Annotated in this window: 22 protein-coding genes and 1 pseudogene; 13 read left to right on the top strand and 10 right to left on the bottom strand. The window is 59.4% G+C overall.

Translation table 11 applies throughout. The features are described from left to right. Positions 1-77: 77 nt before the first annotated feature. Positions 78-998, bottom strand: a complete 921-nt coding sequence (locus AB4N76_RS10055; RefSeq protein WP_460164428.1) for a histone deacetylase family protein — start codon at positions 996-998, stop codon at positions 78-80. A 74-nt stretch (positions 999-1,072) separates the two neighbouring features. Between AB4N76_RS10055 and AB4N76_RS10050 the strand changes: the two genes are divergently transcribed. From AB4N76_RS10050 to AB4N76_RS10040, 3 genes are all read left to right on the top strand, one after another. Continuing rightward, the gene (locus tag AB4N76_RS10050; RefSeq protein ID WP_046028662.1) at positions 1,073-1,642 is read left to right on the top strand and encodes a GNAT family N-acetyltransferase; all 570 of its coding nucleotides are present in this window, start codon (positions 1,073-1,075) and stop codon (positions 1,640-1,642) included. Positions 1,643-1,746: 104 nt separating this feature from the next. Continuing rightward, on the top strand, positions 1,747-2,616 hold the full coding sequence (tesB, locus tag AB4N76_RS10045) for an acyl-CoA thioesterase II (RefSeq protein WP_460164427.1): 870 nt from the start codon (positions 1,747-1,749) through the stop codon (positions 2,614-2,616). Beyond that, complete coding sequence (locus AB4N76_RS10040) at positions 2,613-3,206, top strand: HAD family hydrolase (RefSeq protein ID WP_223522712.1); 594 nt, start codon at positions 2,613-2,615, stop codon at positions 3,204-3,206. Before tesB ends, AB4N76_RS10040 begins: the two co-directional genes overlap by 4 nt. An 87-nt stretch (positions 3,207-3,293) precedes the next feature. On the opposite strand, the gene AB4N76_RS10035 is transcribed toward AB4N76_RS10040, so the two are convergent. Next, entirely contained in the window at positions 3,294-4,253 is a 960-nt protein-coding gene (locus AB4N76_RS10035; RefSeq protein WP_460164426.1) for an alpha/beta hydrolase, read from the bottom strand. Beyond that, positions 4,254-5,150, bottom strand: coding sequence for a KPN_02809 family neutral zinc metallopeptidase (gene ypfJ / locus AB4N76_RS10030; RefSeq protein ID WP_077431227.1), 897 nt, complete (start codon positions 5,148-5,150; stop codon positions 4,254-4,256). A 251-nt stretch (positions 5,151-5,401) separates the two neighbouring features. Here ypfJ and AB4N76_RS10025 point away from each other — a divergent pair, with 251 nt between their 5' ends. Together AB4N76_RS10025 and AB4N76_RS10020 are read left to right on the top strand one after the other, a co-directional pair. Beyond that, positions 5,402-6,178: an IclR family transcriptional regulator gene (locus AB4N76_RS10025; protein ID WP_046028647.1), complete on the top strand. Its 777-nt coding sequence runs from the start codon at positions 5,402-5,404 to the stop codon at positions 6,176-6,178. Positions 6,179-6,386: 208 nt separating this feature from the next. Beyond that, positions 6,387-7,265: a DMT family transporter gene (locus AB4N76_RS10020; protein WP_046028645.1), complete on the top strand. Its 879-nt coding sequence runs from the start codon at positions 6,387-6,389 to the stop codon at positions 7,263-7,265. Positions 7,266-7,394: 129 nt separating this feature from the next. On the opposite strand, the gene AB4N76_RS10015 is transcribed toward AB4N76_RS10020, so the two are convergent. Then, positions 7,395-8,732 (bottom strand): MFS transporter, encoded by a 1,338-nt coding sequence (locus AB4N76_RS10015; protein ID WP_046028643.1) that lies wholly within the window; start codon positions 8,730-8,732, stop codon positions 7,395-7,397. Positions 8,733-9,117: 385 nt separating this feature from the next. Between AB4N76_RS10015 and quiC the strand changes: the two genes are divergently transcribed. Together quiC and AB4N76_RS10005 are read left to right on the top strand one after the other, a co-directional pair. Then, a complete protein-coding gene (quiC, locus tag AB4N76_RS10010; RefSeq protein ID WP_460164425.1) occupies positions 9,118-11,019 on the top strand; it encodes a 3-dehydroshikimate dehydratase QuiC in 1,902 nt (633 codons plus the stop codon). Positions 11,020-11,121: 102 nt separating this feature from the next. Continuing rightward, positions 11,122-11,799: a TetR/AcrR family transcriptional regulator gene (locus AB4N76_RS10005; RefSeq protein WP_046028640.1), complete on the top strand. Its 678-nt coding sequence runs from the start codon at positions 11,122-11,124 to the stop codon at positions 11,797-11,799. A gap of 25 nt (positions 11,800-11,824) precedes the next feature. On the opposite strand, the gene AB4N76_RS10000 is transcribed toward AB4N76_RS10005, so the two are convergent. The 3 genes from AB4N76_RS10000 to AB4N76_RS09990 all read right to left on the bottom strand — a co-directional run bounded on the left by AB4N76_RS10000 (position 11,825) and on the right by AB4N76_RS09990 (position 14,176). Then, positions 11,825-12,679: a shikimate dehydrogenase gene (locus tag AB4N76_RS10000; protein WP_046028866.1), complete on the bottom strand. Its 855-nt coding sequence runs from the start codon at positions 12,677-12,679 to the stop codon at positions 11,825-11,827. Positions 12,680-12,684: 5 nt separating this feature from the next. Beyond that, complete coding sequence (gene aroQ, locus AB4N76_RS09995; protein WP_046028638.1) at positions 12,685-13,125, bottom strand: type II 3-dehydroquinate dehydratase; 441 nt, start codon at positions 13,123-13,125, stop codon at positions 12,685-12,687. A gap of 139 nt (positions 13,126-13,264) precedes the next feature. Then, positions 13,265-14,176 (bottom strand): LysR family transcriptional regulator, encoded by a 912-nt coding sequence (locus AB4N76_RS09990; RefSeq protein ID WP_046028632.1) that lies wholly within the window; start codon positions 14,174-14,176, stop codon positions 13,265-13,267. Between the two features lie 116 nt (positions 14,177-14,292). On the opposite strand from AB4N76_RS09990, the gene AB4N76_RS09985 reads away from it, so the two are divergent. From AB4N76_RS09985 to AB4N76_RS09975, 3 genes are all read left to right on the top strand, one after another. Next, the gene (locus AB4N76_RS09985; RefSeq protein ID WP_046028630.1) at positions 14,293-14,493 is read left to right on the top strand and encodes a tautomerase family protein; all 201 of its coding nucleotides are present in this window, start codon (positions 14,293-14,295) and stop codon (positions 14,491-14,493) included. A 215-nt stretch (positions 14,494-14,708) separates the two neighbouring features. After that, complete coding sequence (locus AB4N76_RS09980) at positions 14,709-15,137, top strand: DUF4160 domain-containing protein (protein ID WP_460164424.1); 429 nt, start codon at positions 14,709-14,711, stop codon at positions 15,135-15,137. Continuing rightward, positions 15,134-15,580 carry a DUF2442 domain-containing protein gene (locus AB4N76_RS09975; protein ID WP_046028627.1) on the top strand — a complete coding sequence of 149 codons (447 nt, stop codon included), beginning with the start codon at positions 15,134-15,136 and terminating at the stop codon, positions 15,578-15,580. Before AB4N76_RS09980 ends, AB4N76_RS09975 begins: the two co-directional genes overlap by 4 nt. A 51-nt stretch (positions 15,581-15,631) precedes the next feature. On the opposite strand, the pseudogene trmA reads toward AB4N76_RS09975, so the two are convergent. Continuing rightward, positions 15,632-16,710 (bottom strand): annotated as a pseudogene (gene trmA, locus AB4N76_RS09970) (tRNA (uridine(54)-C5)-methyltransferase TrmA). Further along, positions 16,707-18,002 (bottom strand): NCS2 family permease, encoded by a 1,296-nt coding sequence (locus tag AB4N76_RS09965; protein ID WP_046028625.1) that lies wholly within the window; start codon positions 18,000-18,002, stop codon positions 16,707-16,709. The pseudogene trmA and the gene AB4N76_RS09965 overlap by 4 nt, the downstream one beginning before the upstream one ends. A 214-nt stretch (positions 18,003-18,216) precedes the next feature. On the opposite strand from AB4N76_RS09965, the gene AB4N76_RS09960 reads away from it, so the two are divergent. Together AB4N76_RS09960 and AB4N76_RS09955 are read left to right on the top strand one after the other, a co-directional pair. After that, positions 18,217-18,672: a DUF4879 domain-containing protein gene (locus tag AB4N76_RS09960; RefSeq protein ID WP_460164605.1), complete on the top strand. Its 456-nt coding sequence runs from the start codon at positions 18,217-18,219 to the stop codon at positions 18,670-18,672. A gap of 67 nt (positions 18,673-18,739) precedes the next feature. Then, positions 18,740-19,291, top strand: coding sequence for a DJ-1 family glyoxalase III (locus tag AB4N76_RS09955; protein WP_046028620.1), 552 nt, complete (start codon positions 18,740-18,742; stop codon positions 19,289-19,291). 4 nt (positions 19,292-19,295) lie between these two features. On the opposite strand, the gene AB4N76_RS09950 is transcribed toward AB4N76_RS09955, so the two are convergent. Continuing rightward, positions 19,296-20,534 carry an MFS transporter gene (locus tag AB4N76_RS09950; RefSeq protein WP_046028617.1) on the bottom strand — a complete coding sequence of 413 codons (1,239 nt, stop codon included), beginning with the start codon at positions 20,532-20,534 and terminating at the stop codon, positions 19,296-19,298. 395 nt (positions 20,535-20,929) lie between these two features. On the opposite strand from AB4N76_RS09950, the gene AB4N76_RS09945 reads away from it, so the two are divergent. After that, on the top strand, positions 20,930-22,369 hold the full coding sequence (locus AB4N76_RS09945; RefSeq protein WP_046028615.1) for a cytochrome ubiquinol oxidase subunit I: 1,440 nt from the start codon (positions 20,930-20,932) through the stop codon (positions 22,367-22,369). Positions 22,370-22,371 lie beyond the last annotated feature (2 nt).

Below are 22,371 nucleotides of genomic sequence, written 5' to 3'. Positions count from 1 at the left end.
CTGGTATGGGCTGCAGGCCCTTTCACTCAGGTTATCCACAGGCAGTTCCACAGGCATTGTGGGTAAAGGCTCACGACTCAGTGACAACCTGATGACTGCCAGACCCGTTGAGCGCTGTGATGCAGGATGCCGTGCCGGCGTGCCAGGGCTTTGCGGTCCTTGCTGTAGCCGCCGCCAATCACTCCGACCACCGGAATATCCCGGCCCAGGCAATGGCGCATCACGCTTTCATCACGCGCGGCCACGCCTTCGTCCGTCAGCTTCAAGTAACCCAGTGCGTCGTCCTTGTGCACATCGACCCCGGCGTCATACAGCACCAGGTCCGGTTGATAGAGCGGCAGCAAATAGTTGAGCGCATCGTCGACCACGTTCAGGTAGTCGGCATCGCCCATGCCTTTGGGCAGCGGGATGTCCCAGTCACTTTCGGCTTTGCGTGCAGGAAAATTCTTTTCGCAATGCAGGGAAACCGTCACTGCGTCCGGGGTGTTGTGCAGGATCCGCGCAGTCCCGTCGCCCTGATGCACGTCGCAGTCAAAGATCAGCACCCGATTCACTCGGCCACTTTCCAGCAGGTAACGGCTGATCACCGCCAGGTCGTTGAAAATGCAGAACCCGGCCGGGTAGTCGTAATGGGCGTGATGCGTGCCGCCCGCCAGGTGACAGGCCATACCGTGCTCCAGCGCCTGTTCCGCCGCCAGCAATGAACCGCCTACCGCGCGCACCGTGCGTCGCGCCAGGGCTTCGCTCCAGGGCAGGCCGAGGCGACGTTGGTCTTCACGGGACAACTCGCCACTCATGTAGCGTTCGATATAGGCAGTGTCATGGGCGAGGGCGAGTATGTCCGAGGGGCAGAGCTGCGGGCGCAACAGATCGGCGTCCTTGGTCAGGCCGCTGTCCACCAGGTGATCGCGCAGCAGGCGAAACTTGTCCATGGGGAAGCGGTGATCCGCCGGGAACTCGGGGCTGTAGTCTTCGTGATAAATCAGCGGCAGCGGCATGATGATTTCATACAGGAATGAGAGAAGGATCCTACCAGCGATGTAGACTTGCGGCATGGAAACAGGGGGGCACCATGGAGCCAATACTGCAACTCGAAAGTGCGCGACTGCTGTTGCGGCAGTGGCGCGATGAGGATTTGCCGGAATTTGCGGCGATGTGCGCCGACCCGCAGGTGATGCGATATTTTCCGGCACCGTTGAGCCGTCTGGAAAGTGCCTCGCTGATCGGGCGTATTCGCGGGCATTTTGCCGAGCATGGTTTCGGCCTGTGGGCACTGCAACGCAAAGACACTGGCCAATTCATCGGATTTACCGGGCTGGGTGTAGTGGGCTTCGACGCACCATTTACCCCCGCGACCGAAATCGGCTGGCGCCTGGCCCGCGAACATTGGGGCCTGGGGTATGCCAGTGAAGCGGCATGGACCGCTCTGCGTTGCGGGTTTGACCGGTTGGCGCTGACCGAGGTCGTGTCCTTCACCGCCAAAAACAACACGCCCTCCGAGAAAGTCATGCAGGCCATCGGCATGCACCATGATTCAGCCGATGACTTTGAGCATCCCAGGCTCGCGGCCGATCATCCCTTGCGTCACCATGTGCTTTACCGCATCACCCGTGAACAATGGCTGCAAACCTTGCATGGATAAGCCGGCGCGCACGTTTACAATGGCGCCCATGGGGCCTGTCCCGAAAGTGTATCGACCGTGCCAGCCAAGACTGCGCGGCAATGTTTTGTGTGAGGAGAGTCTGAATGAGCCAAGTGTTGGATGATCTGGTCGACCTGCTGACCCTGGAACCGATCGAAGAAAACCTGTTCCGCGGCCGCAGCCAGGACCTGGGTTTTCGCCAGTTGTTCGGCGGTCAGGTGATCGGTCAGTCGCTGTCGGCAGCCAGTCAGACGGTTGAAGCAGCCCGGCATGTGCATTCCATGCACGGGTATTTCCTGCGACCGGGCGATTCCGCGTTGCCCGTGGTTTATCAAGTGGACCGGGTGCGCGATGGCGGCAGTTTCAGCACGCGCCGGGTGACGGCGATCCAGAAGGGCAATCCGATTTTCACCTGCAGCGCCTCGTTCCAGTACGACGAAGAAGGCTTCCAGCACCAGACCGAAATGCCACAAGTGGTCGGCCCGGAAAATCTGCCGACGGAGCTGGAAATCACCAAGAGGCACGCGCACCTGATCCCCGAGCACATGCGCGAAAAGCTGCTGTGCCCGAAACCGATCGAATTCCGTCCGGTGACCGAAAAAGATCCCTACAACCCACTGCCATCCGATCCGATCAAGTACGTCTGGTTTCGCGCCGACGGTGCGCTGGCTGACTCGCCGGCGCTGCACAAATACCTGCTGGCCTATGCCTCGGACTTCGGTCTGTTGGTGACCTCGATGCAACCTCATGGCAAATCGGTCTGGCACAAAGACATGCAGGTCGCCAGCCTCGATCACGCGCTGTGGTTCCATCAGGACCTGCGCGCAGATGACTGGTTGCTCTACACGATGGACAGCCCTTGGGCCGGTAATTCCCGTGGTTTTAACCGTGGCAGCGTGTTCAACCGTGCAGGACAACTGGTGGCCTCGGTCACGCAGGAAGGCCTGATTCGTCATCGCAAGGATTGGGCATGAGCCTGGCCGAGGTGCGTCACTGGGTGTTCGACATGGACGGCACCCTGACGGTGGCCGTGCATGACTTCGCGGCGATTCGCGTGGCGTTGGCGATCCCGGCTGAAGACGACATCCTGACCCACCTCGCCGCACTGCCGGCCGATGAAGCGGCGGCTAAACATGCGTGGCTGCTGGAGCATGAACGTGATCTGGCGCTGGGTTCGAAGCCGGCGCCGGGTGCCGTGGAGCTGGTGCGAGAATTGGCCGGGCGCGGCTATCGCCTGGGGATTCTCACGCGCAATGCCCGGGAGTTGGCGCATGTGACGCTGGAGGCGATTGGCCTGGCCGACTGCTTCGCGGTGGAGGATGTGCTGGGGCGTGACGAAGCGCCGCCCAAGCCGCATCCCGGTGGTTTGCTGAAACTGGCCGAGGCCTGGAAGGTGCCCGCGAGCGAAATGGTGATGGTCGGTGATTACCGCTTTGATCTCGATTGCGGGCGAGCGGCAGGGGCACGGACGGTGTTGGTGAATCTGCCGGATAACCCGTGGCCGGAACTGACGGACTGGCATGCGGCGGATTGTGTGGTGTTGCGGCAGATGCTGTTGGCTTGAGGGCCTCTTCGCGAGCAGGCGCCTGCTAAAAATCTACGGTGGGAGCCGGGCTTGACCGCGATGGCGTCAGCTCAGGCACCCCTACACTCACTGCCCAAACAACGCCTTGATCCCCTCCGGCGAAGTCAACATTTCATCCCCGTTATGCCCGACGCCTGGCACTTCAACCAGTCGCTGGTTCACTCCTCGCGGATTGCGACGCAGCAGATAATCAAAGTAAAAGTGCCCACGAGCCAGGCGATTCGCGCCTTGGGCCTCTACTTCACACCCCTTGTCCAGTGCAGGCTGTTGCGGGTCGATGTCTTGCTGCCCGAGCAGATAAGTCACGTCACGTTTGACGTAATTGCCTTCAATCTGCGGTGACGTTTGCCCACTGCCATAGAGGGGTAAATCTGTCAGACCATACTTCCAGCGATTGAACCCCGGACAGTTCGCGTGGTTGAACACCACGGGCCGACGCTCATCGAAATACGCGTACGAGGAAGGGTTGGCGACAACATAGCGAACCTTAATGCCTGCGGCCGTCAGCTCCGGTTGCTCGTGAGCGAGCAATGCATAACGCTGGACGACCTGGGCGCCACCGGAATGTCCGGCGATGACGATCTCTTTCAAGTCCGGAAACTGCTGGCGATCACTGACCCTCGCGATGATTTGATCCAGCGCCGCATAGGAACTCACCGCAAAGGGCGCGGTGGACATCCCGCCCGCCATCCAGTCATTGCCCTGCCAGCGCAACACAGTGTCTGCCACGGGATGCAGTGCTACGTCGGTTTCATTGAGAAATTGCGGGGCGATCACCAGCGTGGATGCACTTTGGCCCGCCCACTCTGCCGCTTGCTCTGCGCTTTGCCGATAGGTTTCTGCGTTGCGCAAGCGACCATGGAGGATGATCAGCACACGTTCGATTTTCGCCGGAGCCGGGCCGATGCCCACCGCCATCTCGCCTTCTTTGAGCAACAGCCGACCGGGGCTTACTGCCTTGACCGCATGCTCGGCGGCCTGGGTTGTTGCACAGGTAAACAGTAGAGCTAACAGCCACTTATTCATTTACAAATTTTTCGCCGCAAAGGTATCGCACTGGCCCACCTGGCCTTGCGCAAATCCGGTTTTGAACCAGCGCACCCTTTGCGCTGATGTGCCATGGGTAAACGAGTCCGGCACCACGCGACCCTGACCTTGCTGCTGCAAGCGGTCGTCGCCGATGGCGTTGGCGGCGTTCAAGGCTTCTTCGATGTCGCCCGGTTCCAGCCAGTTCAGACGTTTCTGCGCATTGTTGGCCCACACCCCGGCCAGGCAATCCGCTTGCAGTTCCTGGCGCACGAGCAAGCCGCCATCGCCTTCCATTTGCCGGCCTTGGGCACGGGCTGCCTGAATTTTCGCTGAAACGCCGAGCAAGGTCTGAACGTGATGTCCGACTTCGTGAGCAATCACGTAGGCCTGCGCGAAGTCACCGGCGGCGGAAAAGCGTTGCGACATTTCCTGGAAGAACGCCATGTCCAGGTAGACCTTCTGGTCCGCCGGGCAATAGAACGGGCCGGTTGCCGACGTCGCCAGACCGCAGGCGGAGTTGACGCGATTGCTGAACAGCACCAGCGTCGGGTCCTTATATTGCCGACCTGCCTGCTGGAAAATCTGACCCCACGTGTCTTCGGTGTCACCGAGGATCGAGCGGACGAATTCGGCGCCCTCATCGTTTGCCGGTGGCGCCTTGCGGGTCTGGTTAGTGGCTGGCGCCGATTGCTCGCTCATTTGACCCGTGAGTTGTCCGAGGATCTGTAGCGGATCCTGGCCCGTGATCCAGCCGATGCCGACAATCAGAATGATCGCGGTCAGGCTCAAGCCCTTGCCGCCACCGAAACGCATTCCGCCCCCACCGCCACCGCCGGCATCATCGCCACGGGCATCGACCACGTTGTCGCTGCGTCGGCCTTTTTTCCATAGCATGTGGGAATCCTCTGATTGTCCGTGGGGGTGAGTGTTGCTGGTGTGAGGGAGCGGCGCCAGTCCGATCGTCCGGGTTTCGGCTATTCCCGGCGTTCGCCTGCAGTATTCCAGACTTGTATGAACGTGGACTCCCCATCGAATTCCGTCAGGTGCCGGGTTTTTATCGAATGAACCTGGCGATCGACGAGTTCCAGATTTCGCATTACCGGGTTCATCTTCTAGAATCAGGCAAATTGTGTGTGGAACCTCCCATGGCCGGCAGTCAGATCGAACGTGTTTTCAGCGTGCTGGAAAGCCTTACCAGTGACCCGCGCGGACTGCCGATGCAGACCCTGGCGAAACAACTGGACATCCCGAAAAGCGCGACCCATCGCTTGCTCGCCGAGCTGATTCGGTTGGGCTATGTGCGACAGAATCCAGAGAACCTGCGCTATCACCTGACCACTAAATTGATCGCGATGGGGTTTCGTTATCTCTCGGGCAGCGGCGCCGATATCGTGCAGCCAGTGCTGGATCGCCTCGCGCAGGAGACCGGTGAACTGGTGCGCCTGGGCGTCATTGAAGGCGAGCGGCAGATCTGGATCGCCAAGTCGCAAGGTGCCCGGTCCGGCCTGCGTTACGACCCGGACATGGGCCGCGATGCGCCGTTGTTCTACACCGCATCGGGCCACGCCTGGCTGGCGTGCATGAGCGATGCCGAGGCGTTGTCGCTGGTAGAACGCCAGGGCGGGGAGCGGCCCAAAGACCTGGGGCCGAATGCGCCGCGTTCCAACATTGAACTGCTGGAGCGCTTGCGTCTGGCGCGTGAGCAGGGTTATGCCTGGGTTGAAGAGAGTTCGGCGGTGGGCACCTCGGCGATTGCTGCCGTGGTGCGCCATCCGAGCGAGGGGCGGGTGATGGGGGTGCTGAGCATCGCCGGGCCGAGCGCACGTATGCCGGGTGCTCGGTTGCATGAGTTGGCGCCGCTGTTGTTGAGGTATACCGAGGAGTTGTCGGCGGCGAGCCTTGCTTCAGAGTTGTTCAGCTGATTCGAACACACCACCCATCCATTGTGGGAGCTTGCTCGCGATGGCGGAGTGTCAGTCGACATCAATGTTGAATGATGAATGGCTATCGCGAGCAAGCCCGCTCCCACAGTGAAACCGTGCGATGTTCGAACACTTTCGGCCTATGCTTGTATTGGAATCTGGAACCAGGTTCTAAATTATTGGAATTCGCCAGGCACAAGGGAACCCCATGACCGTCAGCACTCCGCTCTCCGGCGTAAACCAGCCCTTCAAAGGGATTTTGCTGATTGTCGTCGCCACCTTCCTCTTCTCCAGTCACGACGCCCTGTCCAAATACCTCTCCGGTTTCTATCCGATCGTCATGGTGGTCTGGGCGCGCTATGTGGTTCACACCTTGTTGATGGCGGGGATTTTCCTGCCGCAATCCGGATTGCGCGTACTGCGAACCAAGCGGCCATGGCTGCAAGTGATGCGGGCGTTGTGCCTGTTGGGCACCAGTCTGTTTTTCACCACCGGTTTGCAATACATCCCGTTGGCCGAAGCCACGGCGGTCAACTTTCTTGCGCCGGTATTGGTCACCGCGCTGTCGGTGCCGTTGCTGAAGGAACACGTCACCCGCGGCCAATGGATCGCGGTAATTTGTGGATTTAGCGGCGTGTTGATCATCGTCCACCCCGGCGGTGATCTGTTCACGCCAGCGGTGCTGCTGCCGCTCTGCTCGGCGCTGTTCTTCTGCTTCTATCAATTGCTCACCCGCAAGCTCAGCAACATCGACAGCCCGACCACCAGCAACTTCTTCGCCGGCCTGTGCAACACCCTGGTGATGAGCGCGCTGGTGCCGTTCTTCTGGCAAGTGCCGAGCCTAGGGCATGGCTTGATGATGGTCGCGTTGGGCGCGTGCGGGATGACGGCTCACTTGTTCCTGACCCAGGCGTTTCGCTACGCTGCGCCGGCGTTGCTGGCGCCGTTCGGTTATTGCCAGATTGTGTTTGCCGGTCTGCTGGGCTGGCTGCTGTTTGCCCACACACCGACCCTGACTACGGTGATCGGGATCGCGGTGATTTGCTGCAGCGGATTGGCGGCGGCGTGGCAACAGAGTCGCCGATAAACAGCTATCGATGAACGACCTGTGGGGGCGAGCCTGCTCGCGAAGGCGTCAAGTCAGTCAACGTTAATGTTGAATGACAGAACGCTTTCGCGAGCAGGCTCGCTCCCACAGGGATTGTGATTAGCTTTTTTATTTGGTGACGGCAGGAATCTTGCGCGGTGCCATGAAGTACATCCAGGTCAGCGCGATGAAGTACATCGCCGGGATCAGGGTGAACAACACGGTGTAGTTATTGTTGGTGACGGTCAGGATATGGCCGACCAACTGCGTCATGAACATCCCGCCGATGGCTGCGCACATGCCGCCAAAACCAAACACCGTGCTCATCATGTGCTTGGGCGTGTAGTCCATCACCAGGCTCCAGATGTTTGCGGTCCAGGCCTGGTGAGCACCGATGGCCAGGGAGATGGCGGCCACTGCGACCCACAGATTGCTGGCGCCGGCCGCCATGACCACGCCGACGATGCAGCAGGCGAACAGGAACATGGACATCAACCGCGCCTTGATCGGGTTGATACCGCGACCGATCAGGAACGAGGAGAGGATCCCGCCGCCGACGCTGCCGAAGTCAGCCGTCAGGTAAATGATGATCAGCGGAATGCCCATCTGGGTCACGTTGATCCCCAGGTTGTATTGCTGATTGAGGAACGGCGGCAGCCAGTACAGGTAGAACCAGAACACCGGCGCGGTCATCGAGTAGGCGAGGGCGAACGCCCAGGTGCCACGCATGCGCAGGATTTTGGAGAAGGGGACGCGGGCTTGTTCCGGCTCGACTTCTTTCTGGATGTAGTCCAGTTCCGACTGTTTGACGCTCGGGTGATCTTCCGGGTTGAAGTACTTCAAGCCCCAGAACAGCAACCAGATCCCGCCCAGTGCCGACATGCACAGGAACGCGGCTTGCCAGCCCCAGACATGCAGGATCAGCGGCAGCAACATCGGAGTGAACATCGCACCGACGTTGGTCCCGGCGTTGAAGATGCCGGTGGCCACGGCGCGTTCACCGGCCGGGAACCACAGGCGGGTGGTTTTCACGCAGGCGGGGTAGTTGGCGGCTTCGGTCAAACCAAGGATGAAACGGCAGACCATGAAGCCGACGGCTGAAGTGGCCAGGCCGTGGGCACCGGTGGCGATGCTCCAGAGCAGCACCGCGCAGAAGAACACGCGCTTGACACCGACCCGGTCGATCAAGCGGCCCTGCAGCACGAAACCGATGGCGTAGCCGACCTGGAACCAGAAGTTGATGTTGGCGTAGTCCATCGCCGTCCAGCTCATTTCCTTGGCGAGGATGGGCTGCATGACGCCCAGGGCGGCGCGGTCGATGTAGTTCAGGGTTGTCGCGAAGAACACCAGCGCCAGCATGCCCCAACGGGTTTTGCCGACCGCCATGGCGCCGCGGATTTTGTCGCCGATGCCGCCGGCAGTGACGCTCATGGCCGGAGCCATGCGTGAGCTTTGGGAAGGAATCATGTAGGCCACCGATTGTTTTTATGTGGTGTTCTGGGTCTTTTGTAACCGAGTCCGATGTTTCATGACCGGGCTCAATGTGGAGTTGATGTTGCGCAGTGGACAAAAAATCGTCAATTCGCCAAAGGCCATTGTGTTCGATAATCGCACGCAAAACTAACCGGATAGTACACTTTGAATTGCTGTTCGATTCTGCCAGGCCAATAATTCCCCTCAAGTTAAACGCGGACCCTGTAGCAGCTGGCGAAGCCTGCGTTCGGCTGCGAAGCAGTCGCATGCGGTTTATCTGTAAGACCGCATCGCCCGATTTCACGACTGCTGCGCTGCTACATAAAGCGAAGCGTGCGATATCGATAACAAGAGTGTCTCCACCACCGGGAGTCGAAATATGCAGCGTTCCATTGCCACCGTTTCCTTGAGCGGTACCCTGCCGGAAAAGCTCGAGGCCATTGCCGCCGCCGGTTTTGACGGAGTGGAGATTTTCGAGAACGACCTTCTTTACTACGACGGTAGCCCACGGGAAATCAAACAGATGTGCGCCGATCTCGGGATCGCGATCACACTGTTTCAACCCTTCCGGGATTTCGAAGGCTGCCGCCGTGACCGCCTGTCACGCAACCTCGAGCGGGCCGAGCGCAAATTCGACTTGATGCAGGAGCTGGGCACTGACCTGGTGCTGGTGTGCAGTAACGCCTCGGCTGATTCGGTCGGTGATGAACAGATCCTGGTCGACGATTTGCGCCTGCTGGCCGAACGTGCTGGCGCGCGTGGTCTGCGGATCGGCTACGAAGCCCTGGCCTGGGGCCGGCATGTGAACACTTATCAACAGGTGTGGAACATCGTTCGCCAGGCGGATCACCCTAGCCTCGGCGTCTTGCTGGACAGCTTTCACACGCTGTCGCTCAAGGGCGATCCGAGCGCCATCGCCGAAATTCCGGGCGACAAGATTTTCTTCGTGCAAATGGCCGATGCACCCATCCTGGCCATGGACGTGTTGGAGTGGAGCCGGCATTTCCGCTGCTTCCCGGGCCAGGGTGAATTCGACCTGCCGGGCTTTCTTGCGCCGATCATCCAGAGCGGTTACACCGGGCCGCTGTCGCTGGAAATATTCAACGACGGTTTCCGTGCCGCGCCGCCTCGGGCCAACGCCGCCGACGGATTGCGCTCGCTGCTGTACCTGGAGGAGAAAACCCGTCAGCGTCTGGAGCAGCAAACCAAGCCCTCGGCCAACCTCGACATTTTGTTCGAGACGCCAAAGGCCAGCGAATACAACGGCATCGAGTTTCTCGAGTTTGCAGTGGACGAAAGCCTCGGTGCCAAGCTTTCGCATTGGCTGGAACGGTTGGGTTTCGTCAAGGCCGGGCAGCATCGCTCCAAGAGCGTTAGCCTGCTGCGTCAGGGCGATATCAACCTGGTCCTCAACTCCGAACCGTATTCGTTTGCCCATAGTTTTTTCGAAGCCCATGGCCCGTCGTTGTGCGCGACGGCCGTGCGGGTCAAGGACAGCGCCAGGGCGCTGGCCCGGGCCGTGGCCTACAAAGGTCAGCCGTATCGCGGGCTGGTAGGCCCCAACGAATTGGAACTGGCGGCGGTTCGAGCCCCGGATGGCAGCCTGATCTATCTGGTGGATCAAGACGCCGATGTCTATGGCACCGATTTCCATCTGTTCCCCGACGCCGTGGCCAGCGGCGGCCTCAAGCGTATCGACCATATGGCCATGGCATTGCCGGCCGACAGCCTCGACAGTTGGGTGCTGTTTTATAAGAGCCTGCTGGACTTTGAAGCTGACGATGAAGTGGTGCTGCCCGACCCTTACGGCCTGGTAAAAAGCCGTGCGCTGCGCAGCCGCGACAGTTCGATCCGTTTGCCGCTGAACATTTCCGAGAACCGCAACACCGCCATCTCACACGCGCTGTCGAGTTATCGCGGCTCCGGTGTGCATCACATCGCGTTCGATTGCGACGATATCTTTGCGCAAGTCAGCCGGGCCAAGGAGGCGGGTGTGCCGTTGCTGGACATCCCGCTCAATTACTACGATGACCTCGCCGCACGGTTTGATTTCGATGACGAGTTCCTCAGCGAACTGGCGTATTACAACGTCTTGTACGACCGCGATGCTCAGGGCGGCGAACTGTTTCATGTGTACACCGAGCCGTTTGAAGGGCGGTTCTTCTTTGAAATCATTCAACGCAAGAACGGCTACGCGGGGTACGGCGCAGCGAACGTGGCGGTGCGACTTGCGGCGATGGCCAAATCCCGCAGCGGTGCGATCCGTCAGGCCAAGTTGTAGGAAAATCGTAAGCGCCGATACAAACCGCTGCCACGCGGCTTCCTTCACTGTGCGCAGCGGCCCATAATCGCCAGCCTGTGCAGTGATGGCCGTGAGCCCGTAATGACAATGACTTCAGAACGCTCCGCAGTGCCCGACGATGTGATCGTCGAGCCGCGCAAGGGCCGCAAAAACAACCCGGAAAAAACCCGCGAAAACATCCTTCAAGAGGCGATTGTCGAGTTCGTCCAGCAGGGGCTTTCCGGTGCTCGCGTCGATGCAATCGCCGAGCGCATTCACACCTCCAAGCGCATGATCTACTACTACTTCGGCAGCAAGGAGCAGCTGTACGTTGAGGTGCTGGAAAAACTCTACGGAGACATTCGCAGCACCGAAAACCGCTTGCACCTGACCGAACTGGCGCCGGTCGAGGCGATCCGGCGCCTGGTGGAGTTCACCTTCGATCACCATGATCGCAATGTCGATTTCGTGCGCATTGTGAGCATCGAGAACATTCACAATGCCGAGTATGTGAAGCGCTCCGATGCGATCAAGGCGATGAACAACACGATCCTCGATTCACTGGGCGAAATTTTGCGTCGTGGCGCCGAAGAAGGTCTATTCCGCGCGGGGCTCGTGCCGCTGGATGTGCATTTGCTGATCAGTTCGTTCTGCTTCTATCGCGTGTCGAACCGCCATACCTTTGGTGAGATTTTTCAGATCGACCTGCCGGACGACGCCATCAAGCAGCGTCATCGCGAGATGATTTGCGAGTCGGTGTTGCGCTATCTGCAGGCCTGACCTTGTGTGAGGGGGTTATCCCCCTTCAACCCTTCATGCTCTGAAAGTGCGCCAGCATTCGCTGCGCATCCGGCACTACGTTGCTGAACAATTCAAATGCCTTCACGGCCTGAAACACTGCCATGTTGCCGCCATCCAGGGTCCGGCAACCGAGGGCTCGGGCGTTGCGCAGCAGTTCGGTTTCCAGCGGAAAGTACACGATCTCGGCCACCCACAATTCGGCGCGAAGCAACTCCGCCGGCACGGGCATGCCCGGGAGTTTTTTCATGCCCATGGGTGTGGTGTTCACCAAGCCGTCAGCCAGGCCCAAAGTGCTCGGCAAATCATGCCCGGCCACCGCTCGACCGGCCCCGAAATGTTGATTGAGGTTGTCCGCCAAGGCCTGCGCGCGGCTGATCTCCACATCGAAAATGCTCAGCAGCTGTACACCTTCGCTCAATAGCGCGTGGGCCACCGCCGCGCCTGCACCGCCGGCACCCATTTGTACGACACGCTCACGGGCAACGTCCTTCAAGCCACGGCGAAAACCCTCGGCGAAACCCAGGCAATCAGTGTTGTGGCCGATGCGTTTGCCATCTTTCAAGACCACGGTATTCACCGCGCCAATGCCGCGGGCTTCTGGCGACAGTTCGTCGAGCAGCGGGATGATCGTCTGTTTGCACGGGAAGGTGATGTTGAGCCCGGTGAAATTCATCCGTTCGGCCGCCAACAGCAAATCGGGCAGGGCGCTGCTGTCGAGCTTCAACTGATCCAGATCGATCAAACGGTAGAGATAACGCATGCCCTGCGCGTCGCCTTCATGCTCGTGCAGTGCCGGTGTGCGGGAGGCTTGAATCCCGGCGCCGATCAGCCCGGCCAGTACGCTGTTGTGCTGAGTCATCGCGTTCACCCCTTCAATTTCAGACTGAAATGTTCCAGTGCCAGGCGATAGCCGTGGCTGCCGAAACCGGCCATGACCGCGGTGGCGATGGCCGAGACGAACGAGTGATGCCGGAACGACTCGCGGGCGTGGACGTTCGACAGGTGAACTTCGATCACCGGCAGTTCGCTGGCAACGAGAGCGTCGCGGATCGCCACCGAGGTGTGAGTCCAGGCGGCCGGGTTGATCACAATCCCGGCGCAACGCCCACGAGCGGCGTGAATCCAGTCGAGCAATTCGCCTTCGTGGTTGGTCTGGCGAAATTCCACGACCAAGCCGAACTCTTCGGCGGCGCGGCCGCACAGCGCCGAGATATCCGCCAGGGTTTCGTGGCCATAAGTTGCCGGTTCACGGGTGCCGAGCAGGTTCAGGTTCGGGCCGTTGAGCACCAGAACGATAGGGGGCATGGGAAGTCTCCACTTATTATTTTTGGAATCGGCTGGTGTCATCAGCCTGTGGAGATAAATTGTACTAGCTGGTTAATTTGGTCAATTAAAGAGGCGGGTTGGTCGTGTTTTGTGTGCGGTGATCGGACAGTGGCGACGATCAGCGCGGCAGATGTTCGACCAGAAAGTCGATAAACGCCCTCAACCGAAGCGGCATGTGCCGGCTTTGCGGATACAGCAACGTGAACGGCCGCGAACGCCTGCCGAAAGGCTTGAGCACCTCCACCAGAGAGCCATCGGCCAATTCGTTTTCGACGATAAACCGGTACGTCTGAAACAGTCCCGCCCCATGTCTGGCCAGGGTAACGCCACCCAGCACATCGTCCGAGCAACTGAAACTGCCCTCGGCCAAAATCTCTCGCGGCACGCCATTGTCATTGAACAGCCAGGCAATTCGCCGGCCGCTGCTGGGCAATTCGTATTGAATGCATTCGTGTTGCGCCAACTCATCCAGCGTTTGTGGAACGCCAGCGCGCTTGAGGTACTCGGGACTGGCAATCATCACCAGTTCGGCGTCTTCCAGGTGACGGGCGATCAAGCCGGAATCGGGGATGGCCCGCACGCGAATCGCCATGTCATAGCCTTCGCCGACGAAGTCGATGTTGCGATTGCTGATGTGCGACTCGACCTTTACATCGGGAAAGCGCGCTCGAAATTCCGGCAGCAACGGCAGAATTCTGTGGTGCGCATAGGTCGTTGGAATGCTGATACGCAACGTGCCGGACGGTTGCTGCTGTTGGCCCATGACCTCGCGCTGAGCCTCGATCAATTGCGCCAGCGCCTGACGACATTCTTCGTAATAACGGCGGCCGCTGTCAGTCAACTTCACGCTGCGGGTGGTGCGCGCGAATAAGCGCACGCCCAGGCGTTCTTCCATGCGCGACACCGAACGGCTGACGGCGGCCGGCGTCACCCCTGCCACCAGCGCGGCGGCGGTAAAGCTCCCGGCTTCCGCTGCGAGGCAAAACAGTTCGATGCTGCCCAACTGAAGATCATCGAAGACTCGCTGCATGATTGATTACACCGGGGATCAAATGAGGACTGAATGCCGACACTGTAGATGAAATCACCGCCGCAGTGCTTTACTGGCGTTTCATCCAGATTTGATTACCGGACAGGAGCAGCATCATGCCTTTCGTTAGCGTGCGTATTACCCGTGAAGGCGTTACCCGTGAGCAGAAAGCCCAGGTCATCGCTGAAATTACCGAAACCCTGCAGCGTGTCCTCGGCAAGCCTCCGGAAGTGACCCATATCGTGATCGAAGAGGTGGATACCGATAACTGGGGGCATGCGGGGCTGACCGTTACCGAGCATAGGAAGCAGTCGTAATGATGGGGTGCAACTCAAGACAGCCGTCCTCGTGACGGCTTTTTTGTGGGTGTGGTGAAAGGATTGCTTACTATTTGGGGCGGCAATCGACAAGTCGAAAAGCTCTCGGAAGCTAGTCTCAATCCTGAATTGTTCATCAAGCAATCAGCGCCAGTTATCGGGTTCTTCAAGGAGTGGAGAATCTTTGCAATCTATAACCTAACGGATGGGTTAGCATGGACGTATGCCGCTACAAAGGCTTGTCATTGGTCATCATGCTGCGCGACGAACATTGTCCGCCTCATGTCCATGTAGATGCAGGAACATGGGGCGCACGCTTCAAATTCAGTTTCTGGCACAACGGCGTCGAACTCTGGGATGTCGTTCCTCTTTCACAGCGGCCACCTTCAGCGGTACTGGAAGGATTACGACAGGCGCTTCGGCAGCCTGCGCATTTACGGAGAGCTCGTGGCATCTGGTGGAGCAAATTGCATACAGCGTGCCTGGACAATCAGATGTGGGATTGGGAGGGCAATGAAGTGGTCGTGATGAAACGAATCGCCAGCACGACATACATGATTGGCTCGGCCTGTTACGAGCCTGAGGCGAACAAGACTCTGTTGGCCCTGGTGGGGGCTGCGGAGGGAGTGGAAATTGAATTATGAAAACGATAAAGGCGAAAAACCAGGCGGATAGCCCCGTCACTGAAGCTGCACTGGAGCAGGCGCTTCAGCGAGGCGAGTTGAGTCGTCGTAGCGGATTGAATGCGACTGCAGTGGCTTGGTCAGGACATTGCCTGGTCATCAGCTTTGAGGACGGCAGCGGCGTGCTCCTTCCGGTTAAGAGTTACCCGGAATTTGATGGCTTTGACGCTGGAGAATTCGCTGATTTGAAGGTTGGCTTTTCGGGAACCGCTCTGTGCCATGAAGGCAGGGATTTACAGGTCTCCATTGCCGGGTTGATTTCGGCGAGCAAGTCGCTGATGGACATGGCCTCTTCAGTCGTCGCCTCGCGCAATGGTCGTCAGAGTAGCGCTGCCAAAAGCGAGGCTGCACGGGCCAATGGCAAAAAGGGCGGTCGTCCGCGCAAGGTCGACGCGGCTCTTTGATCCGCCCACAAAAAAGCCGTCGTGATGACGGCTTGTTTGTATCGGCTGCAATCAACGACGGGTCAACAACACCCCGGATTCCATGTGATGGGTCCACGGGAACTGATCGAACATTGCGCACTGAGTGATGCGGTGCGTGTCGTGCAACTGGGCGATGTTCGCCGCCAGGGTTTCCGGGTTGCAGGAAATGTAGAGGATATTGTCGAAGCGTCGAGTCAACTCGCAGGTGTCCGGGTCCATGCCGGCGCGGGGCGGGTCGACGAATACGCTGCCGAACTCATAGCTCTTGAGGTCGATGCCATGCAAGCGACGGAAAGGGCGGACTTCGTTCAGCGCTTCGGTCAGCTCTTCGGCAGACAAACGTACCAGGGTGACGTTATCCACCGCGTTTTCGCTGAGGTTGCTCAGTGCAGCATTGACCGAGGTCTTGCTGATTTCGGTGGCCAGCACTTTGCGTACGCGGGTCGCGAGCGGCAGGGTGAAGTTGCCGTTGCCGCAATAGAGCTCCAGCAAATCGTCCGCGCGGTCGCCCAGTGCGTCGTAAGCCCAGTTGAGCATCTTCTGATTGACGGTGCCGTTGGGCTGGGTGAACGCACCTTCCGGTTGGCGGTAGCTGAAGGTACGACCGCCGACTTCCAGTTTCTCGACCACATAATCGTGACCGATCACTTCGCGCTTGCCCTTGGAGCGGCCGATGATGCTGACGTTCAGGTCGGCGGCCAGTTTCGTTGCCGCCGCATGCCAGTGTTCGTCCAGCGGACGGTGATAGCACAGGGTGATCATCGCATCGCCGGCCAGGGTGGTCAGGAACTCCACCTGGAACAGCTTGTGGCTCAGGGGCGCACTGGCTTTCCAGGCGGCCTTCAACTGGGGCATCAACTGGTTGATGCGCAAGCTTGCGATCGGGAACTCTTCGATCAGGATCGGCGTGCGCTTGTCTTCCTGGGAAAACATCGCGTAGTGCCGCTCACCGCCTTCACGCCACAGGCGGAATTCGGCGCGCAGGCGGAAGTTTTGCAGCGGCGAGTCGAAGACGGCCGGTTCAGGTGCATCGAACGGGCCAGCAGGTCACGCAGGCGCGTGACCTTTTCTTCGAGCTGAACGGCGTAGGCCTGGGAATCAAAAGTCATGCGTTGAACCAACCCAGCTTGATCACGAACAGAATCGACAGGATCACCAGCGCCGGGTTCAGTTCACGGCCGCGACCGGACATCAACTTGATGGCGGTCCACGAGATGAAACCGAAGGCGATGCCGTTGGCGATGGAATAAGTGAACGGCATGGCCAGCGCAGTGATCACCACCGGTGCGGCAACGGTAATGTCGTCCCAGTCTATTTCGGCCAGGCCGGAGGTCATCAATACGGCGACGAACAGCAGTGCCGGTGCCGTGGCAAACGCCGGAACGCTGGCCGCCAGTGGCGAGAAGAACAGCGCCAGCAGAAACAGAATCGCGACCACGACGGCCGTCAGGCCGGTGCGGCCACCGGCACTCACGCCGGCTGCGGATTCGATGTAGCTGGTCGTGGTCGAGGTGCCCAGCAGCGAACCGGCCATGGCCGCGGTGCTGTCGGCGATCAGGGCGCGACCCATTTTCGGCATGTGGCCGTCCTTGCCCATCAGGCCGGCACGCTTGGCAACGCCGATCAGGGTGCCGGAGTTGTCGAACAGGTCGACGAACAGGAAGGCAAAAATCACGCTGACCAGACCGATGTCCAGTGCGCCTTTGATGTCCAGTTGCATGAAGGTCGGGGCCAGCGACGGTGGCATCGACATTACGCCGCCGAACGGGGTGAAGCCCATTACGATCGAAACGATGGTGACCACCAGAATGCCGATCAGTACTGCGCCGCGCACGGCCAAGGCTTCAAGGGCAACGATCAGGGCAAAACCCAGGGTCGCAAGGATCGGGGCGGGTTGTTTCAGGTCACCGAGGCCGACCATGGTCGCCGGATTGCTGACCACGATACCTGCGTTATGCAGGGCGATCAGTGCCAGGAACAGGCCGATGCCAGCGGCAATCGCCGAGCGCAGCGGCAGCGGGATGCTATTGATGATCCATTCACGGATGCGGAAGATCGACAGCAGGAAGAAGCACACCGCCGAAATAAACACCGCACCCAGCGCCACTTGCCAGGTGTGGCCCATGTGCAGGACCACGGTGTAGGTGAAGAAGGCGTTCAAGCCCATGCCCGGCGCGAGCGCAATCGGGTAGTTGGCGATCAGGCCCATGATCGTGGAGCCAATGGCGGCGGCCAGACAGGTAGCGACGAACACCGCGCCCTTGTCCATGCCGGTCTCGCCGAGGATGCTCGGGTTGACGAATAGAATGTAGGCCATGGCCAAGAAAGTCGTGACGCCCGCCAGAATCTCGGTCCGCACGTTGGTGTTATGTGCCTTGAGTTGAAACAGCCTTTCCAGCATGTCTGCTCCCCGTGGCGCGCCGGGCGCCGTGAATGTATCGACCTCAACAGCAAAGCACAGACCGCTGAACGCGCCTGGGAAAATACTGTGGGCCGGAAAAAGCCGCGCATCATACCAGCAGCGTGGGGTTATGGCTGCTTATGGCTGTGATCGTCGTCGATGTTTTGCCGTCAAGCGAAGTGAGCCATACTGCGCGCCGGTTTTGGGGGTCACTATGTATTGCATGAAAACGCGTGTAATCGCTGTCATTGGTGTCATGGCTGCCTTGCTTTTGGGAGCACAAAGCGCCTTGGCCGCAATGGCGCCACCGTTGAGCCAGATGAAGGTGCTGAAGGTCGAATCACCCGGTTGTGGCTTTGAAGACATCGCCGGGGGGCAGGATCAGACGCGCTGCGACCACAGCGGGCCGAACATCAAAGTCTACGTGCTGGAAATCGGCTACGGACGAGAGGCCCATGTCGCATTGGACGGGTTTGAAGTGAACGGCACTCGCACGCCGGTCTGCGCTTTTGATACCGGTAATCTGACCGAGTGCACCGTGGGGCGAAAAACCGTCGGTTATCTGTACATTCTGGATCTGGCCGGCAAGCAGGACGGCGTCTTCACCTTTAGCAATACCTCGATCAACGCGCCGGGCAATACGATGTCGACACAGCTCTACATCAAATAACGGCCGCAAGTAACGGCTGCGCCCGAAAGCTGACTACGCTTTAAAGATCACCCTGTGGACTGTCCCCATGACCTTTAGAGCTTTGATTACCCTCGCCGAGGGCATCGATGACCTGCAAACAGTGACCCTCGTCGATGTGCTGCGCCGCGCCAAGGTTGAAGTGGTAGTGGCCAGCATCGAGGGGCGGCGCATGCTCACCTGCGCCCGTGGCACCCGGCTGACGGCCGATGCCATGCTCGTGGACTTGCTGGCCCAGCCGTTCGACCTCATCGCATTGCCCGGCGGCGCCGTGGGCGCGCAACACCTGGCGGCGCACCAACCCCTGCAACAATTGATCAAGGATCAAGCCGCCGCCGGACGTCTGTTCGCGGGCATCGCCGAATCCCCGGCGGTCGCGTTGCAACAATTTGGCGTATTGCGCCAGCGACGCATGACCTGCCTGCCGTCGGCCAGCCATCAATTGTCAGGTTGCAACTTCGTCGATCAACCAGTGGTGGTCGACGGCAACTGCATAACCGCCCAGGGTTCCGGGGCCGCGCTGGCATTTGCCTTGACGCTGGTGGAACAACTCTGCGGCAAAGCCACGCGAACGGCGGTGGCGGGGGAGTTGTTGGTTTAGAGGTTCAGACCTTCACTTCTTCCACCGGCACATGCATGCGGTCACGGTTGGCCAAGGTCGGGAACAGTTTCACCCAGGTCCCGGTCACCACCAATGTGCCGATCCCGCCCATGACCACTGCCGGCACGGTGCCGAACCAGTGGGCGGTCAGGCCGGATTCGAACTCGCCCAACTGGTTCGAAGCGCCGATGAACAAACCGTTGACGGCGCTGACCCGGCCGCGCATTTCGTCCGGTGTTTCCAATTGCACGAACGAGGCGCGGATCACCATGCTGATCATGTCTGCCGCGCCCAGCACCACCAGCACCGCGAGTGAGAACCAGAACGAAGTCGAGAGACCGAACGCGATGGTGGCCACGCCGAACACCCCGACAGCCGTGAACATCACGCGTCCGACGTTGCGTTCAACCGCAAATCGCGCCAGGAACAGCGACATCAACAGCGCTCCGACTGCCGGCGCGGAACGCAGCAGGCCTAGCCCCCACGGGCCGGTCAGCAGGATGTCTTTGGCAAAAACCGGCAGCAGCGCCGTCGCGCCACCGAGCAGCACGGCAAACAGATCCAGAGAAATCGCCCCGAGAATGTCCGGGCGACTGCGGATGAAGCGGATGCCCGCCAGCAGCGAGTCGAGGGTTGCCTTGCCCTTGTTCAACGGCGTTTGCCGGGCCGGCAGGTTGAGCATCAGCACGCACGCAATGATGTAGAGGATCACCGTCGGGCCATACACCCAGACGCTGCCGAAGGCATAGAGCAACCCCCCGAGCGCCGGGGCGACGATGGTGGCTGACTGTTGCGCCGATTGTGCGGCGGCCACCGCGCGAGGAAACAGCGCACTGGGCACGATGCTCGGCAACAGGGCTTGAGTGGTGGGCATTTCGAAAGATCGCGCGGCACCCAGCAGAAACGCGAGGATGAAGATCATTTCCCGGGTGACATGATCGGTCGCGCTGCCAATGGCCAGGGACAAGGCGATCAGCGCTTGCAAGGACTGACAGATCGCAGCGACTTTGCGCCGGTCATAGCGGTCGGCGACATGCCCGGTGTGCAGCATGAACAGCACGCGCGGTGCGAACTCCACCAAGCCGACCAAGCCCAGGTCGAGCACGTTGCCGGTCAGTTGGTAGAGGTTCCAGCCAATGGCCACGGTGAGCATCTGAAAACCACTGGCGGTAAACACCCGGGCCAGCCAGAACGCAAGGAAAGGGCGATGATGACGTAACAGCAAGGGCGCTTGGCTGGGCATCTGGAGGTAAATCTGGAGAGTGGAGCGGCGAGATTATCACCAAGCTGTAACAGGAAGTTGCCATGAGCGAAAAAATCGTTAGCCAGACATCGATTTCATTCACCTTTGGCTATCTATGACCATGGAATGTATTTCAGCCCGTGACCAATACCATGAGGCAACTTGTCACGCGGCAAAAGACCACGCGGTTCATCAACAGAATTGGGACTACTCTTTCAACGTTGATTGACCCAGATCAAAACTCCCCAGGGAATTGATCCGGCGGCCAGCCAGAATCCCTGCGTTGCGATGCTTGTAAAAAAAGAACGAATTTGAATTCGCCGCACTCCATACCCGTGGGAACCGTGGATGCAGGCTTCCAGCCAGCAGCCGTATTACCTGACAGAGGATGACTTATGTTCGGTTTAGAGGCACTTGATCTCGCCCGAATTCAGTTCGCGTTTACCATCTCGTTTCACATTCTGTTCCCGGCCATCACCATTGGCCTGGCGAGTTACCTGGCGGTGCTCGAAGGTCTGTGGCTGAAAACCCATAACGACACCTACCGTGACCTGTATCACTTCTGGTCGAAAATATTTGCCGTCAACTTCGGCATGGGCGTGGTCTCCGGGTTGGTCATGGCGTATCAGTTCGGCACAAACTGGAGTCGCTTCTCCGACTTCGCCGGTTCGGTGACCGGGCCATTGCTGACGTACGAAGTCCTGACGGCTTTCTTCCTCGAAGCGGGTTTCCTTGGGGTCATGTTGTTTGGCTGGAACAAGGTCGGACGCAAACTGCACTTCTTCGCCACGGTCATGGTGGCCATCGGCACGCTGATCTCGACGTTCTGGATTTTGGCATCCAACAGCTGGATGCAAACGCCTCAGGGTTTCGAAATCGTTAATGGCCAGGTGATTCCAACCGACTGGCTGGCGGTGATTTTCAACCCCTCGTTCCCCTATCGCCTGATGCACATGGCGACCGCAGCGTTCGTGGCCACGGCGTTTTTCGTTGGCTCTTCGGCGGCCTGGCATTTGCTGCGCGGCAAGGACAACCCGGCGATCCGCACCATGCTCTCGATGGCCATGTGGATGGCCTTGATCGTGGCGCCGATTCAAGCCGTCATCGGTGATTTCCACGGCCTCAATACGCTCAAGCATCAACCGGCGAAAATCGCTGCGATTGAAGGCCACTGGGAAAACAAGGGTGATGAGCCGACCCCACTGATCCTGTTCGGCTGGCCGGACATGAAAGAAGAAAGAACCAGATTTGCCGTCGAGATTCCGTACCTGGGCAGCCTGATTCTTACTCACTCGCTGGACAAGCAGGTGCCGGCGCTCAAGGAGTTCCCGCCTGAAGACCGGCCGAACTCGACGATTGTGTTCTGGTCGTTCCGGATCATGGTCGGCTTGGGCATGCTGATGATCTTCACCGGTTTGTGGAGCCTGTGGCTGCGCAAACGCGACAAGCTTTACACCTCGCGACCGTTCCTTTACCTGGCGTTGTGGATGGGCCCGTCCGGTCTGATCGCCATCCTCGCGGGTTGGTTTACCACGGAAATCGGCCGCCAGCCTTGGGTGGTTTACGGTCTGATGCGCACGGCGGATGCCTCCTCCAACCATAGCTTCGTGCAGATGAGCATCACGTTGATTCTGTTCGTCGTGGTCTATTTCGCGCTGTTCGGTGCCGGCCTGGGCTACATGATGCGTCTTGTGCGCAAAGGGCCGAAGATCGACGAAGGCAAGGAAACCAACGACGGTGGGCCAGGCCAGAAACGCACGCCAGCGCGTCCGCTGTCTGCCGCTGATGACAGCGGTGAAAGCGACCACAGCCACAGCCTGACCAAGGAGATTTGAGT

This window comes from Pseudomonas sp. S2_F03, assembly GCF_054668335.1.
The sequence above is the reverse complement of the archived record's forward strand: the minus strand, read 5'-3'. Positions and strand labels throughout refer to the sequence as shown.

Coding starts and splice junctions, on each gene's coding strand:
- AB4N76_RS10015 (WP_046028643.1), bottom strand. CDS start 8,732: ATGATTCCTTCCCAAAGCTCACGCATGGCTCCGGCCATGAGCGTCACT.
- AB4N76_RS10020 (WP_046028645.1), top strand. CDS start 6,387: ATGACCGTCAGCACTCCGCTCTCCGGCGTAAACCAGCCCTTCAAAGGG.
- AB4N76_RS10005 (WP_046028640.1), top strand. CDS start 11,122: ATGACAATGACTTCAGAACGCTCCGCAGTGCCCGACGATGTGATCGTC.
- AB4N76_RS10000 (WP_046028866.1), bottom strand. CDS start 12,679: ATGACTCAGCACAACAGCGTACTGGCCGGGCTGATCGGCGCCGGGATT.
- AB4N76_RS09975 (WP_046028627.1), top strand. CDS start 15,134: ATGAAAACGATAAAGGCGAAAAACCAGGCGGATAGCCCCGTCACTGAA.
- AB4N76_RS10040 (WP_223522712.1), top strand. CDS start 2,613: ATGAGCCTGGCCGAGGTGCGTCACTGGGTGTTCGACATGGACGGCACC.
- ypfJ (WP_077431227.1), bottom strand. CDS start 5,150: ATGCTATGGAAAAAAGGCCGACGCAGCGACAACGTGGTCGATGCCCGT.
- AB4N76_RS09955 (WP_046028620.1), top strand. CDS start 18,740: ATGACCTTTAGAGCTTTGATTACCCTCGCCGAGGGCATCGATGACCTG.
- AB4N76_RS09965 (WP_046028625.1), bottom strand. CDS start 18,002: ATGCTGGAAAGGCTGTTTCAACTCAAGGCACATAACACCAACGTGCGG.
- AB4N76_RS09990 (WP_046028632.1), bottom strand. CDS start 14,176: ATGCAGCGAGTCTTCGATGATCTTCAGTTGGGCAGCATCGAACTGTTT.
- AB4N76_RS10035 (WP_460164426.1), bottom strand. CDS start 4,253: ATGAATAAGTGGCTGTTAGCTCTACTGTTTACCTGTGCAACAACCCAG.
- AB4N76_RS09950 (WP_046028617.1), bottom strand. CDS start 20,534: ATGCCCAGCCAAGCGCCCTTGCTGTTACGTCATCATCGCCCTTTCCTT.
- AB4N76_RS10050 (WP_046028662.1), top strand. CDS start 1,073: ATGGAGCCAATACTGCAACTCGAAAGTGCGCGACTGCTGTTGCGGCAG.
- AB4N76_RS09960 (WP_460164605.1), top strand. CDS start 18,217: ATGTATTGCATGAAAACGCGTGTAATCGCTGTCATTGGTGTCATGGCT.
- AB4N76_RS09980 (WP_460164424.1), top strand. CDS start 14,709: ATGGACGTATGCCGCTACAAAGGCTTGTCATTGGTCATCATGCTGCGC.
- aroQ (WP_046028638.1), bottom strand. CDS start 13,125: ATGCCCCCTATCGTTCTGGTGCTCAACGGCCCGAACCTGAACCTGCTC.
- AB4N76_RS10025 (WP_046028647.1), top strand. CDS start 5,402: ATGGCCGGCAGTCAGATCGAACGTGTTTTCAGCGTGCTGGAAAGCCTT.
- AB4N76_RS09945 (WP_046028615.1), top strand. CDS start 20,930: ATGTTCGGTTTAGAGGCACTTGATCTCGCCCGAATTCAGTTCGCGTTT.
- AB4N76_RS10055 (WP_460164428.1), bottom strand. CDS start 998: ATGCCGCTGCCGCTGATTTATCACGAAGACTACAGCCCCGAGTTCCCG.
- quiC (WP_460164425.1), top strand. CDS start 9,118: ATGCAGCGTTCCATTGCCACCGTTTCCTTGAGCGGTACCCTGCCGGAA.
- AB4N76_RS09985 (WP_046028630.1), top strand. CDS start 14,293: ATGCCTTTCGTTAGCGTGCGTATTACCCGTGAAGGCGTTACCCGTGAG.
- tesB (WP_460164427.1), top strand. CDS start 1,747: ATGAGCCAAGTGTTGGATGATCTGGTCGACCTGCTGACCCTGGAACCG.